This window comes from Curtobacterium sp. NPDC087082 (genome assembly GCF_044745045.1).
Classification (GTDB): domain Bacteria; phylum Actinomycetota; class Actinomycetes; order Actinomycetales; family Microbacteriaceae; genus Curtobacterium.
In genome coordinates this window covers 306,421-319,337 of the sequence record NZ_JBIUZN010000003.1, presented here as the reverse complement: position 1 = coordinate 319,337, position 12,917 = coordinate 306,421, and the positions used below count along the sequence as shown (strand labels likewise).

Genomic DNA, 12,917 nt, shown 5'->3' with positions numbered 1-12,917 from the left:
GCCGCGCCTCCAGGCCGACACCCGGCGAGCACCCCGACCCACTCGACCCGCGCCCCGCCCCGCCCCGCCCCGCCCCCGCCCTGCACCACCCATCCCTTCCCACAGGAGTGACCATGCAGCACCGCACCCGCCCGCACCGCACCACGGCCGCGCTCGCGGCCCTCGCCGCCACCGCCGCCGTGGCCCTCGCCCTCACCGGCTGCAGCACTGGCTCGAGCGCGGGCACCGGCTCGTCCGAGGGCAGCGCCATCTCCGCCGAACGGTGCAAGGAGAACAAGGCCGCCGGCCCCATCACCTACCTGTCCGGCTACCAGTACCAGTCCTCGGCGTCGATCCTCGAGTACATCGCGGCCGACGAACTGGGCTACTTCAAGGACCTCTGCCTCGACGTCACCCTCAAGCCCGGGTCGGGCGACACCGCGCAGAACACCAAGCTCCTCGCGAGCGGCCAGGCGACCGTGTCGGCCGTCGCGGAGCAGGACCTCATCCAGGCCCGGGCGAACGGCATCGACATCACCGGCATCTCGTCGTACTCGAACGCCGGGCTCGACATCCTGATGACGAACAAGGACATCACGAAGCTCCCGCAGCTCGACGGGAAGGTCGTCGGCCACAAGGGCTACGTCCCCGCCTCCGTCCGGGCGATGATGGAGAAGGCCGGGGTGGACTGGGACTCGCTCACCCTCGTGAAGGAGGGCTACGACCCCTCGGTCCTGCCGCGCAAGCAGAACGGTCTCGAGGCCCTCACCGGCTTCGTGTCGAACGAGCCGAACCTGCTCGAGGCCGCCGGCGACGACGTCACCGTGTGGCAGCCCGTCGACTACGGGATCCCCTCGTCGATCGGCGCGATGGCCGTGAACCCCGCGTTCGCGAAGGCCCACCCGACCGCCGTCGAGGACGTCCTGCGCGCCGCCCTGCACGCCTACGACTTCTGCTCGTCGAGCGCCGCGAAGACGAAGCAGTGCGTCGGGTACGCCGCGAAGCTCTCCGGCGCGACCTACGACGAGGCGCAGAACGCGAAGATCTGGACGACCGAGACGAAGGTCATCGCGGACAACCCGACGCCGGGCCAGCCGCTCGGGGGCATCGACCCCGAGAACGTGTCGAAGCTCGTCGACATGCTGCACCAGTTCGACATCGTGAAGAGCTCGGTGACCGCGGACGACGCGAAGAGCTGGTTCACGAACGAGTACATCGACGCGATCACGAAGGACGGCGAGACCGTCTGGCCCGCGCCGTGACCACGGTGGGTCGCGCGGACGCGCGACCCACCCGGCACGACGTGACACGCACCGAGCAACGACCAGAGAGGCGGCGCACCATGCCCGCGAAGGAGTACGGGATCTTCCTCCCGATCGGCAACGGCGGATGGATGCTGTCCGACACCGCCCCCCACCCCGAGGCGACCTACGCCTGGAACAAGCGCGCAGCCCTGCACGCCGAAGCGATCGGCCTCGACTTCGTGATGTCGATGGCGAAGTGGCGCGGCTTCGGCGGGAGCACCGACCACTGGGGACGCTCCCTCGAGTCGATGACGATGATGGCCGGGATCGCCGAGGCGACCGAGCGCGTGAAGATCTGGGCGACCATGCACGCGAACGTCCACAACCCGGCGGTCGCGGCGAAGATGTACACGACGCTGCAGGACCTCTCCGGAGGTCGGGCGGGCATGAACATCGTCAACGGGGCCTACGCGGCCGAGTTCGAGCAGTTCGGGATCTGGGACGCCGGCCTCAGCCACGCCGACCGCTACCGGATGACCGAGCTCTGGACCGAAGCGGTCACCCGCCTCTGGACCGAGGACAGCGTCACGATGCACACGCCGTACTTCGACCTCGACGCCTGCGAGTCCCGCCCGCACCCGGCCAGCAGGCCGACGATCATCAGCGCCGGCAAGTCCGAGGCTGCTCGCGCGTTCCAGGCGAAGTACGCCGACGGTGCGTTCCTCGCAGCGGACAGCCTCGACGAGATGCGCGACCTGTCCCGCGACGTCCACGACCGGGCGGCCGACGAGGGTCGGGTGTGCCGGACCTACTCGATGCTCACCGTCGTGCAGGACGAGACCGACGAGGCCGCGCAGCGGAAGGTGCGCGACTGGGGTGCCGGCGTCGACCGCGAGGCACTGGCCTCGATGCGGGCGTCGTGGGGCGTCCCCGCCGAGCAGGCCCGTGCGTGGGCGGACGGTGCTGCGGGTGAGGACGCGTTCCAGACCGCGTACGTCGCCGGTTCCGCCGAGACCGTCACGGAGCACATCGAGTACATCGTCGACCGGGGCGAGCTCGACGGCCTCATGCTGATCTTCCCCGAGTACGACCAGGACATGGTCCGCTTCGGCGAGACCGTCCTGCCGGCACTCCGCCAGCACGACGCGGCGGTCGTCCGGTGACCGGCGGCAGCGGCGGGCTCGACCCGCGACTCGCCCGGTTGCTGGACGCTGGTGGCCGCACGCCGGCGCTCGTCGTCGTCGACGTCCAGCGCGACTTCGGTGAACCCGCGCGCATCGCCGGCTACGGGCTCGACGACCGTGCGTTCGCCGCGGTGGACGCCGCGATCGTCCGGATCGGCGCCCTCGTCGACGAGGCGCGAGCCACCGGCGTCCCCGTCGTCTGGGTCGAGCTCGGCAGCGACCCGTCCGCCCCGTGGCACAGCAGCACGTGGCTGCGCGGCGGTGCGCTCGACGGACCGATGCCGGAGGACGAGCCCTGCCGCATCGGCACCGCCGGCGCCGAGTGGCACCGCACGGCGCCGGCGCCCGGTGAGACCCGCGTCGTCAAGCGCGGCTACAGCGGGTTCCTCGGCACGGACCTGGAGGCGCGGCTCACCACCGCAGGGATCGGCTGGCTGACCGTCGTGGGACTCACGTCCGAGTGCTGCGTCTTCGCGACGGCGCAGGACGCGATGCAGCTCGGCTGGCCCGTCGTGGTGCCGTCGGACGCCACCGCCGCCTACGACATCGACGTGCACGACGCCGCACTCACGATGATCGAGCTCAACGTCGGTGTCGTCACGGACGCTGCCGAGACCACCGCGCTGTGGCAGGCGTGGGCGGCATCGCCGGTGGGTGCCCGGTGAGCGGCATGCACATCGCCTACGACCTGTCCTTCACCCACACCGAGGGGCGCTGGGCGGCACCCGGCAGCTGGGTCGGCCAGGACTTCCCCGACGTCCGCATGTACATGGAGGTGGCCCGGACGGCCGAGCGCGCCGGCGTCGACATGCTGTTCTTCGGTGACGGCTCGGGCGTCCCGAGCACGTGGCGCGGCAGCATCGACCCGGCGGTCGAGTGGGGGATCCAGTGGCCGCGGCAGGACATGTCGCCGGTCATCGCGGCGATGTCGACGGTGACCGAGCACATCGGGTTCGGACTCACCTACTCGTCGACCTTCACGCACCCGTTCTCCACCGCGCGGCTGCTCAACTCGCTCGACCACGTCACGGGCGGCCGGATGGCGTTCAACGTCGTCGCGTCCTCGCGGGGTGCGGACGCCGCGAACTACGGCTCCGACCACCTGATCGACCACGACCTCCGGTACGAGCGGATGGAGGAGTTCATCGGCGTCTGCCGTGCGCTCTGGGACTCCGTGGCGCCGGACGCGATCGTCCGCGACCGGGCGACCGGGCGCTTCGCCGACCCGTCCCGTGTGCACCCCATCGACCACGACGGCCGGTTCTTCAAGGTGCGGGGGCCGCTCGCCAGCGTCCCGAGTCCGCAGCGCCACCCGGTCGTCGTGCAGGCGGGCAACTCGCCGCGGGGCATCGCCGCGAGCGCGTCGTTCGCCGACCTCGTGTTCGGGTTCGGGGCGAGCGTCGCCGGGCAGCTCCGGCACCGGAACGCCCTCGACGCGGCACTGACGGACGCCGGACGGGACCCCGCCGGGGTCGGGATCCTCTGGGCGACCCAGGTGATCGTCGGCGCGACGCTCGCCGAAGCCCAGGCCCGACGGGACTCGCTCCTGTCGTTCTGGAACCGCGAGGCTGTCGGGACCTTCATCTCGCACAACGCCGGGTACGACTTCTCGACGCTGCCGGCCTCCTTCCGGCTCGGGGACCTGCGCGACGAGATCGTCGCCGCCCAGGCGAGCCCGGCCGGACTCGTCGGCAGCCTGGTCGCCGAGTTCGGTGAGGACCACACGATGGACCGCGACGACTTCTTCGAGCACGGGTGGCGCGCCGCGACCGGCCTCGACCACATGCTCGTCGGCGACGCCGCGGGGGTGGCCGACGCGCTCCAGGAGAACTTCGCCGCGACCGGTGGGCGGGGCGGCTACATGCTGTCCAGTCCGCTCGGGATGCCGTCCGGGTTCGCCGACCTCAGCGAGCTGCTCGTGCCGGAGCTCCGCTGCCGCGGGGCCCTCGCGCCACGGTACCCGGGGGCCACGCTCCGCGAGAACCTGGCGGTGTGAGGTGACCCCGGCCCGTCGGTGGCTCGCGCTCGGCGGGCTCTGCCTCGGCTTCTTCATGCTCCTGCTCGACAGCACGATCGTGTCCGTCGCCCTGCCCGACCTCGGGCGTGACCTCGGTGCCGACGCGTCGACGTCGGTGTGGGTGAACAGCGCCTACCTCTTCGCGTTCGCCGTCCCGCTGCTCGTGGCGGGCCGGCTCGGCGACCGGTTCGGACACCGGCGCGTGTACCTCGTCGGGCTCGCGGTCTTCACGATCGCCTCCGTCGGGTGCGCGGCCGCGCCCGGGATCGGCGCCCTCGTCGCCTGGCGTGCGGTCCAGGGCCTCGGCGCTGCGCTGCTCACCCCGCAGTCCCTGACCGTGATCCGGTCGCTGTTCGAACCGCCGAGGCTCGCCGTCGCGCTCGCCGTCTGGAGCGCCGGCGGCGGGGCGGCGACGGTCGCCGGGCCGATCGTCGGCGGGCTGCTCGTCGAGGCGTGGGGGTGGCCGTCGGTGTTCCTCGTGAACGTGCCCGTCGGGATCGTCACGGCGATCGCGGTCCTCCGCTTCGTGCCCGTCTCCCGGCGCATCGCGGTCCCGCTGCCCCTGTTCGCCGTCGTCGGCGTGACCGTGGGGGTCCTCGGCGTGGTCGTCGGCGTGCAGGGCACGGACACCGGGCTGCTCGCCGACCCGGTCGCCCGTGGCGGTGCGGTCCTGCTCGGCGCCGCGGTGGTGGCAGCCGTCCTCGTCCGGCAGCGGCGTGCCGGCGACCGCGCCCTCGTGCCGCTCGCCCTCTTCCGCGACCGCGGTTTCGTGACCGGGTCGTGGGGCGCCACGGCCGCGTCGTTCTGCGTCGGGTCCGCCCCGATCCCGCTCATGCTCGACCTGCAGCAGACCCGCGGGCTGAGTGCGGGATCGGCGGCCCTCGTGCTCGTGCCGATGGGGGTCGCGTGCCTCGCCTCGGCGCCGTTCGTGGGCCGCATGACGAACACCGCCGGGCCCCGGGCGACCGCGACGGTCGGTGCCGTCCTGCTCGTCGTGTCGGTGGCACTGACCGCGGTGCTCGTCGGTGCCGCGGCGCCCCTCTGGACGATCGCCGCGGCCTTCACCGGGTTCGGGATCGCGAACGCGTTCGTCTGGTCGCCGTTCTCCCTCGCCGCGGTCCTCGGTGCGGGTCCCGCGACGGTCGGGGCGGCATCGAGCGTCTTCAACACCGTGAAGCAGCTCGGCGCCGTGCTCGGCAGCACCGCGACGGCCGTGCTGCTCGCCACCGCGGGAGACGCGGTCGCGCTCGGTGCGCTCGCGCTCGTGGCCTGCGGTGCCGTGGTCGCCGCGCGTGCGCTGTCCGGCCGTCCGGGTGCCCCGGTCGTCCTGACCGGCGTGATCGTCCACGGTGCCGGGGTCGGGCACGACCTGGGGTTCCCCACCGCGAACCTGCGGCCCGAGGACGAGTCTCCTGCTCCCGTCCCCGTCGACGGGGTCTACGTCGGATGGCTCGCGGCTCCCGTCGGCGCTCCGCCACGGCAGGCCCTCGTGTCGATCGGCAGCAACAGCACCTTCCCCGACCGACCGCGCACGGTCGAGATCCACGTGCTCGACTTCGACGGCGACCTGTACGGCTCGGTCGTCGAGCTCACCGTCGGCCGGCGCATCCGACGCCAGCGCACGTTCCGCGGGCCGGACGCGCTCGTCGCCGCGATGCGGTCCGACGAGCGTCGGGCCCGTGCGGTGCTCGCCCGCTCCTGACCGTTCGCTCCTGACCGTTCGTCCCCGACCGTTCGTCCCTGACCGTTCGTCCCCGACCGCTCGTCCCCGACCACTCGTTCCCCGAGGAGGACCCCGTGCACGACCACTTCATCGAGGACCCGCTCGACATCCGTGAGGCCATCGCCGAGGTGCCCTCCGTCGTGGCCGCGATCGCCGCGTGCGTCGACGGTTCCCCCGTGGTCATGGTGGCGACGTCCTTCACCGTCGGCGTCTCCTACGACCCGCCGTTGGCGACGGTCGCCGTGCAGCACTCGTCCACGACGTGGCCCGACCTCGCATCAGCGCCGACGCTCGGCATCTCGGTGCTCGGCGACGGACACGGGCCGCACACGGCGCAGTTGGCGTCCCGGGACCGTGCGCGGCGCCTGCACGGCATCGAGTACGCCGCCGCCGGGTCCGGTGCGGTCTTCCTCGACGGTGCCCACTCGTGGTTCGAGTGCTCGGTCGAGGGCGTCCACCGCGCGGGCGACCACGACATCGTGGTGCTCCGTGTCCTCCGGGTCGCGCGGGATGCCGCCCGGTCGGCGCTGGTCTGGCACCGGCCGGCGCGCTCGAGGGTCGCCGTCGACGCGCAGCCGTGACCACGAGGGCGCTGGCGCCGTCGTCCCTCCCAGCACGGGGCGAGCAAGAGCGAGGGAAGCTCGGTAGCGTTCACGATGCGTGCACAGGGCCGCCTCCTCACTGTGCTCGTCGGCTCGGCACGAAGCGATGAGGAGGCACCACGAACATCCCTGGGAACGCATGCCGCTGTCCATCCTCATCGTCGGTCTGCTCGCCGCTTCGGGTGGGCTGCTGTGCGCGCTCATCCCGCGACCGATCTCGCGCGCGATGAAGGCATCCCTTCGTCCGCTGCTCGGGCAGAACGCCGTGGTGATCTGATGCCGTCCGGGGCCGGACACCTCGCCCGGAGAGGGGCTTCCGATGTTCAGGATGAAGGGAAACCTCCTGCTTCCGACGATCATCGCCCTGGTCGCGATCGCACTCGGTGTGGTCACGCTCCTCTCGCCCGGTCGCGCCGAGGTCGGCGTCGCCATCTGGGGCACGCTCGCGGGCTTGTTCGGCGTGTACGTGTTGTGCGGGTCGTGGTCTCGTGGCGAGCCAGGAACAAGTGACGGAGTTCGCGTCAATGAGAACGGAGCCGCATTGAACGCACTCCCACTCGTCCTCGGGCTCGTGCTGGTGGTCGGCGGATTGGCGTGCATCCCGTGGGTGGTGCAGCGGAACCGCAACCACCCGCCCTCCGACCGTGGACGGCTGATCGCAGTCGTGATCGCTCTCGTCATGCTCGTCGCCGGTGCGCTGCTCCTCCGGTGAACGTCGTTGACTGACGCGCTGGCGCTCTGGGTCCTCGGCGGCGCCTTCGTGCTCCTCGGCTGCGCGACCGCGGTGTCGCCGGAGGCGATGCACGACTTCCTGCGGCGGCAGATGCGCATCGTCCAGGGCAAGAAGGCAGCTGATCGTCACGCCCAGTTGCCCACGGCACTCTTCCGGGCCCTGGGCATCGCCATGCTCTGCGTCGGCATCGTGCTCGGCGTGTTCGCCGCGACGGGCGGCTGAGCGCCGCAGGACCCGCTCAGCCCCGCACGACCGCCGCCACCGTCGCCACGACGACCTCCCGCCGCCGCGCCGCCCCCACCCCGTCCGTCAGTCGGGCGTACTCCGGCGTCGCACCGCTCCACAGCGCAGCCGTGTGGATGACGATCCCGAGGAGCTCCGCCGCCGAGAAGGAAGTCGGCAGCCGACCGTCCCGCTGCGCGTCCTCGATCGCCCGGAGCTTGGCGGCGTTGCTCTGCACCACGGCGTCGATCGGGTGCGAGGTGTCGCCCCGCTCGAGCCGGTACCAGGTGGCCAGGCGCTGCACCCACGGCCGGTGCGCGTACGAGTCGTGCAGGCGTCCGGCGTACTCGGGCAGGTCGTCGGCGTCGATCGTGACCTCGTCGAGCGTCTCGGCGACCATCGCGTCGAAGACCGCGTCGAACAGGCCGTCCTTGCTGCCGAAGTAGTGGTAGATCTGCGCCTTGTTGCTCGCGGCGGCGGCGGCGATCCGGTCCACGCGCGCGCCGGCGATCCCGACCGCGGCGAACTCGTCGCGGGCGGCGACGAGGAGTCGGGCGCGGGTGGCGTCGGCGTCGCGGGGCATCGGCATCCGTTCAGGTTATCAACCGGACGGTTGACAAGCGAGCACCGGAGGTGTTCCATGAGCGCTGTCAACCAACCAGTCAGTTAGGAACACCATGTCCGTCTTCCTCGTCACCGGTGCCTCGCGGGGCCTCGGCCGCTCGATCGTCACCGCAGCCCTCGCCGCCGGTCACCAGGTGGTCGCCGGGGTCCGGGACCTCCACGCCCTCGACGACCTCACCAGCGCGGAGCTCGTCCCGGTCGCGCTCGACGTCACCGACCCCGACGCCGCCCGTGCAGCGGTCCGCACCGCGGTCGAGCGCTTCGGCCGGCTCGACGTGCTCGTGAACAACGCCGGGTACGCGAACCTCGCCAGCATCGAGGACGTCGACCCCGCCGACTTCCGCGCCCAGGTCGAGACGAACCTGTTCGGCGTGGTGACCCTCAGCCAGGAGGCCGTGCACGTCATGCGCGAGCAGGGCTCCGGGCACATCGTGCAGGTCTCGTCCGTCGGCGGGCGCATGTCGACGCCGGGGCTCGGCGCGTACCAGACCGCGAAGTGGGCCGTCGGCGGGTTCTCCTCGGTGCTGGCGAAGGAGGTCGGGCCCCTCGGCATCCGCGTCACCGTCCTCGAGCCGGGCGGCATGCGCACCGACTGGGCGGGGTCGTCCATGACGGTCGCGCCGGTCCGGCCGGAGTACGAGGCGACCGTCGGGGCGTCCGCACGGATGCACGGGGGCACGAGCATCGGTGCGAGCGACCCGGACCTGGTCGCCGAGCTCGTGCTGCAGGTCGTGGCGATGGACGAGCCGCCGCTCCGCCTGCTCGTCGGCCCGGACGCGTTCGAGCACGGGACGGCCGCCGGCCGCGCGCTCCTGGCCGAGGACGAGCGGCACGAGGCGCTCAGCCGGTCGACGCAGGCGGCCGACGCGACGCCGGAGCAGCTGGACCCGCTGGCACGCGCCTGAGACGCGACCACCTGACGGACGGGAGGCGCGGTGCGAGCCTGCACCGTCCCTCCCGTCCGACAAGCGGTACCGTCTCCACGCGCTGGGCGACAGTCCACGGGCCGGTGCGCGCGTGACGTGTCGGTGAGCGCGAAAGTTCACCCGGCTCGAGACGGTCGCTGCGTGGTCGCCCCGCGACACGCGCCGTTGCGCGCCGCGGGGCGAGGGCACCGGCCGTCGGGTGCGGCCGGTGCGAGGAGCGTAGGCAGCCTTCGCGCCCGGTGGGAGGACTCCTGCGGGATGCCGAAACGGCCTGCGGGTCCACGCAGGCAGGCGTCCGATCAGGCGGAGGCGAGCGCGCCCATCTCGCCGACCACGGCGCGCAGTCGGACCGCGAGCTCGTCCGGCCCGCCGACGGTCTCGCGGTGGGCCACCTCGGACAGCGCGGACATGACGAGGGCCACCGCGGTGCGGGCGGTCTGCTCGTCGGTCCGCGTGCCGACCGTGGCGAGCAGGGACTGCCGGGACTCGGCCATCCACTGCATGACCATCGGGGCCATCTCCGGGCGGAGCACGAGCAGCTCCTTCATCCGGCGTCGGTCCTGCGAGAGGGGCACGGTGGCGGCGACGAGGCCGCACAGGTCGTCGATGAAGCGCCCCTCGGCGGTGGCGAACCAGGTCGCGGCGGCCGGCGGGACCTCGACCGTGTCGAGCCCGAGCGCCGCGTGCGCCTTCGAGGAGAAGTAGTTGAAGAAGGTCCGGGGGGAGACGTCGGCGTCGGTGCAGATCTGCTCCACGGTCACCCCGTCGAGGCCGTGCGCCGAGACGAGCGTCAGTGCGGCGTCGTGCAGCGCCGAGCGGGTCTGCTGCTTCTTCCGTTCACGCAGCGAGCACGGCTCCGTCGCCGTCGTCGTCGCGGGGGTGGTGGTCACGGTGGCTCCTGGTGCTGGTGGGGTGGGACGCCCGTCCACGAAGGGGGACAGCGGACGGGCGCCCCGGTCGGTCACCGGCGCTGCGCGGGCTGCGTCGGGGTGGATCCGGTCATCGGGCCGGTGAAGGAGCCCGCCTCGGCGGCGGCCAGGCCGGCGGCCGTCTCGAGCTCGTCCTCCGCCGAGAGCCGGTCGTCGTCGGTGCGCTGCGCACCCGCGGCGTCCGCACGCTCCTGCAGCGCCGAACGCTGACGGAGCGGCGGCACCCGGAAGAACCAGGTGAGGACGAAGGCGAGCAGGATCACACCGAGACCGACCCAGTAGATCGTCACGGACGAGGCGTTGAAGCCCGCCATGAACGGCCGGGTGAGCCGGCTGTCCGCACCGGTCAGGAACGAGGTGTCGTTCGTGCTCATGGTGCTCGACCCGGAGCCGCTGCCGTCGGCGACCTGCTTCGCCACGGCCGGGGTGAGCTCGCCCACCCAGTAGGACCGCTGCGCGGCGTCCGACCAGTCGACGACGAGCTTGCCGTCCTGCACCGAGGCGTGGGCCTGGTCGGCTGCCGCGGCGAGGGCCTGGGCCTGCACGGCGGCGGGGGCGCTCGCGGTCGACTGCTGCACCTGGGCGGTGACGTCGTCGAGCGAGGCCTGCACGTTCTGCTCGAGCGGGGTGACGATCGGGGTCCAGATCTCGTCCATCACGCCCCGGTTCGCGGGCGCGGTGGCCACGGTCGGGTTCGTCGCCGCGTCGAGGGCTGCGCCGAGGTCCTTCTGGTTCGCGGTCGCGTGCAGGATGTTCGACGGCATCACCGAGAACAGGATCGACAGCAGCACGGCCGTGCCGAGCGTGCCACCGATCTGACGGAAGAACGTGGCGGACGACGTGGCGACGCCCATGTCCCGGGCCTCGACCGAGCCCTGCGACGCGAGGGTCAGCGACTGCATGACCGACCCGAGCCCGAGCCCGATGAGGAACATGCCGATCATGAGGAACCAGAGCGGCTTGTCGATGCTCATGAACGTCAGGACGACGTAGCCCGAGGACACCAGCGCCGTGCCGATCACCGGGAAGATCCGGTAGCGGCCGACCCGGGCGACGATCTGGCCGCTCGTGATCGACGCGATCATGAGCCCGCCGACGAGGGGGAGCGTCGCGAAGCCGGACTCGGTCGGGGTCAGGCCGACGACGATCTGCAGGTAGAGCGGGATGGTCAGCATGGCGCCGAACATCGCGAAGCCGACCAGGAACCCGATGACGGTCGCCATCGAGAACGTGCCGGAGCGGAAGAGCTTCAGCGGGATGATCGCGGCGTCGCCCATCTTCGACTCGATGAGCAGCAGCGCGACGAGGCCGACGACGCCGATGACGTAGCAGGCGATCGCGGCGGCCGAGCCCCAGCCCCAGGTGCGGCCCTGTTCGGCCACGAGCAGGAGCGGGACGAGCGTGACGATGACGGCGGTCGCGCCCCACCAGTCGACCTTCGGCTTCGCGGTGTCGCCACCGTGCACCTTCGGCAGGTGCAGGAAGACGAGCACCATGACGAGGGCCGCGATGCCGATCGGCACGTTGATGAGGAGCACCCAGCGCCAGCCGGTGATCCACAGGATCTCGGAGGAACCGGCGAGCAGGCCGCCGATGAGCGGGCCGATCACGGACGAGATGCCGAACACGGCGAGGAAGTAGCCCTGGTACTTGGCACGTTCGCGCGGAGCGAGGATGTCGCCCATGATCGCGAGCGGCAGGGACATCAGTGCACCGGCACCGATGCCCTGCACGGCGCGGAAACCGGCGAGCATGAGCATCGAGGTCGACATCGACGAGAGCACGGCGCCGAGGATGAACACCACGATGCCGAAGATGTAGAGCGGCCGACGCCCGAAGATGTCGGAGAGCTTGCCGTAGATCGGCGTCGCGATCGTCGAGGTGATGAGGTACGCGGTCGTCACCCAGGCCTGCTGGTCGAGCCCGTGCAGGTCGTCACCGATCGTCCGGATCGCCGTGCCGAACACCGTCTGGCCGAGCGAGGACAGGAACATGCCCGCCATCAGCCCGTAGATCACGAGGAGGATCTGGCGGTGGGTCATCAGCGGCTGCTGGCCGGGTGCGGCGGAGTCCGTGGGGACCCCGGCTGCGCGTCGGCCGTGCTGCACCGGGACGGGTGCGGTGGCGGTCATCGAGCTCCTTGCTTCGTGCTGTGTTTCCTGCTGTGAAAGTTTGCAGACCGCGCAACGATACATCCATTGCTTCCGACAAGCAACTAAATGTGGCCGCTACGCTGTCCGGCATGACCGAGGACCGGGACGACGCCGAGCGACTGCTGCGCGCGCAGCTCGACCGGCTGTGGGTCCGGCAGACCCTGCGGTCGTCGCTCATCGAGTCGCGCGGGGGACTGGACCCCACGGCGCGCGTGATCCTGCGGGCGGTCGACCACTTCGGGGCCGTCCGGTCGATGGCGATCGCGGACGCCACGGGGTTGTCGCGCCCGGTGATCAGCCGCCGCGTGGCGTCGCTCGTCGAGTCCGGGTACCTCGGCACCGCCCCGGACCCGGCCGACGGACGCGCCAGCCTCGTCTCGATCGCCCCGGCCGGCCGGACGCTGCTCGACACGCTCGACGTCGCCGGCGCCGAGGTGTTCGACGACCTCACGGGGGCGTTCGCCACGGGGGAGTTGCACACCCTCGCGGGACTCCTCGCCCGGCTCAACGACCGCGCCGACGCGGTCCTCGGGATCGGCGCCACGGACCGGCGCGACGCCTCCTGACCACGCGGCACGCGC

At 72.0% G+C, this 12,917-nt stretch carries 14 protein-coding genes; 11 read left to right on the top strand and 3 right to left on the bottom strand.

The genetic code is table 11. The annotated features are described in order from the left end of the window. The first annotated feature begins 113 nt into the window (after nt 1-113). From ACIPEP_RS10520 to ACIPEP_RS10480, 9 genes are all read left to right on the top strand, one after another. Nucleotides 114-1,241 (top strand): ABC transporter substrate-binding protein, encoded by a 1,128-nt coding sequence (locus ACIPEP_RS10520; RefSeq protein ID WP_402717225.1) that lies wholly within the window; start codon nt 114-116, stop codon nt 1,239-1,241. A gap of 80 nt (nt 1,242-1,321) precedes the next feature. Continuing rightward, nucleotides 1,322-2,386 (top strand): LLM class flavin-dependent oxidoreductase, encoded by a 1,065-nt coding sequence (locus ACIPEP_RS10515; protein ID WP_402717224.1) that lies wholly within the window; start codon nt 1,322-1,324, stop codon nt 2,384-2,386. Beyond that, on the top strand, nt 2,383-3,072 hold the full coding sequence (locus ACIPEP_RS10510; protein WP_402717223.1) for a cysteine hydrolase family protein: 690 nt from the start codon (nt 2,383-2,385) through the stop codon (nt 3,070-3,072). The genes ACIPEP_RS10515 and ACIPEP_RS10510 overlap by 4 nt, the downstream gene beginning before the upstream one ends. A gap of 5 nt (nt 3,073-3,077) precedes the next feature. Continuing rightward, on the top strand, nt 3,078-4,403 hold the full coding sequence (locus ACIPEP_RS10505; protein WP_402717321.1) for an NtaA/DmoA family FMN-dependent monooxygenase: 1,326 nt from the start codon (nt 3,078-3,080) through the stop codon (nt 4,401-4,403). A gap of 1 nt (nt 4,404) precedes the next feature. Next, nucleotides 4,405-6,126: an MFS transporter gene (locus ACIPEP_RS10500; RefSeq protein WP_402717222.1), complete on the top strand. Its 1,722-nt coding sequence runs from the start codon at nt 4,405-4,407 to the stop codon at nt 6,124-6,126. Nucleotides 6,127-6,221: 95 nt separating this feature from the next. Beyond that, nucleotides 6,222-6,728, top strand: coding sequence for a flavin reductase family protein (locus ACIPEP_RS10495; protein WP_402717221.1), 507 nt, complete (start codon nt 6,222-6,224; stop codon nt 6,726-6,728). Between the two features lie 160 nt (nt 6,729-6,888). After that, entirely contained in the window at nt 6,889-7,026 is a 138-nt protein-coding gene (locus ACIPEP_RS10490) for a hypothetical protein (RefSeq protein WP_402717220.1), read from the top strand. Between the two features lie 51 nt (nt 7,027-7,077). After that, entirely contained in the window at nt 7,078-7,461 is a 384-nt protein-coding gene (locus ACIPEP_RS10485; protein ID WP_402717219.1) for a hypothetical protein, read from the top strand. A 6-nt stretch (nt 7,462-7,467) separates the two neighbouring features. Further along, nucleotides 7,468-7,704 (top strand): hypothetical protein, encoded by a 237-nt coding sequence (locus tag ACIPEP_RS10480; RefSeq protein ID WP_402717218.1) that lies wholly within the window; start codon nt 7,468-7,470, stop codon nt 7,702-7,704. Between the two features lie 16 nt (nt 7,705-7,720). Here ACIPEP_RS10480 and ACIPEP_RS10475 read toward each other — a convergent pair whose 3' ends face one another. Beyond that, nucleotides 7,721-8,293: a TetR family transcriptional regulator gene (locus ACIPEP_RS10475; RefSeq protein WP_402717217.1), complete on the bottom strand. Its 573-nt coding sequence runs from the start codon at nt 8,291-8,293 to the stop codon at nt 7,721-7,723. An 88-nt stretch (nt 8,294-8,381) separates the two neighbouring features. On the opposite strand from ACIPEP_RS10475, the gene ACIPEP_RS10470 reads away from it, so the two are divergent. Then, on the top strand, nt 8,382-9,233 hold the full coding sequence (locus ACIPEP_RS10470; protein WP_071303100.1) for an SDR family NAD(P)-dependent oxidoreductase: 852 nt from the start codon (nt 8,382-8,384) through the stop codon (nt 9,231-9,233). Between the two features lie 320 nt (nt 9,234-9,553). Here the strand turns inward: ACIPEP_RS10470 and ACIPEP_RS10465 are convergent, their stop codons facing one another. Both ACIPEP_RS10465 and ACIPEP_RS10460 read right to left on the bottom strand, forming a co-directional pair. Further along, entirely contained in the window at nt 9,554-10,144 is a 591-nt protein-coding gene (locus ACIPEP_RS10465) for a TetR/AcrR family transcriptional regulator (protein ID WP_402717216.1), read from the bottom strand. Nucleotides 10,145-10,215: 71 nt separating this feature from the next. Then, nucleotides 10,216-12,315, bottom strand: coding sequence for an MDR family MFS transporter (locus ACIPEP_RS10460; RefSeq protein WP_402717215.1), 2,100 nt, complete (start codon nt 12,313-12,315; stop codon nt 10,216-10,218). 110 nt (nt 12,316-12,425) lie between these two features. Between ACIPEP_RS10460 and ACIPEP_RS10455 the strand changes: the two genes are divergently transcribed. Then, complete coding sequence (locus ACIPEP_RS10455) at nt 12,426-12,902, top strand: MarR family winged helix-turn-helix transcriptional regulator (RefSeq protein ID WP_071303102.1); 477 nt, start codon at nt 12,426-12,428, stop codon at nt 12,900-12,902. Nucleotides 12,903-12,917 lie beyond the last annotated feature (15 nt).

Coding starts and splice junctions, on each gene's coding strand:
- ACIPEP_RS10520 (WP_402717225.1), top strand. CDS start 114: ATGCAGCACCGCACCCGCCCGCACCGCACCACGGCCGCGCTCGCGGCC.
- ACIPEP_RS10515 (WP_402717224.1), top strand. CDS start 1,322: ATGCCCGCGAAGGAGTACGGGATCTTCCTCCCGATCGGCAACGGCGGA.
- ACIPEP_RS10505 (WP_402717321.1), top strand. CDS start 3,078: ATGCACATCGCCTACGACCTGTCCTTCACCCACACCGAGGGGCGCTGG.
- ACIPEP_RS10490 (WP_402717220.1), top strand. CDS start 6,889: ATGCCGCTGTCCATCCTCATCGTCGGTCTGCTCGCCGCTTCGGGTGGG.
- ACIPEP_RS10485 (WP_402717219.1), top strand. CDS start 7,078: ATGAAGGGAAACCTCCTGCTTCCGACGATCATCGCCCTGGTCGCGATC.
- ACIPEP_RS10475 (WP_402717217.1), bottom strand. CDS start 8,293: ATGCCGATGCCCCGCGACGCCGACGCCACCCGCGCCCGACTCCTCGTC.
- ACIPEP_RS10470 (WP_071303100.1), top strand. CDS start 8,382: ATGTCCGTCTTCCTCGTCACCGGTGCCTCGCGGGGCCTCGGCCGCTCG.
- ACIPEP_RS10460 (WP_402717215.1), bottom strand. CDS start 12,315: ATGACCGCCACCGCACCCGTCCCGGTGCAGCACGGCCGACGCGCAGCC.
- ACIPEP_RS10455 (WP_071303102.1), top strand. CDS start 12,426: ATGACCGAGGACCGGGACGACGCCGAGCGACTGCTGCGCGCGCAGCTC.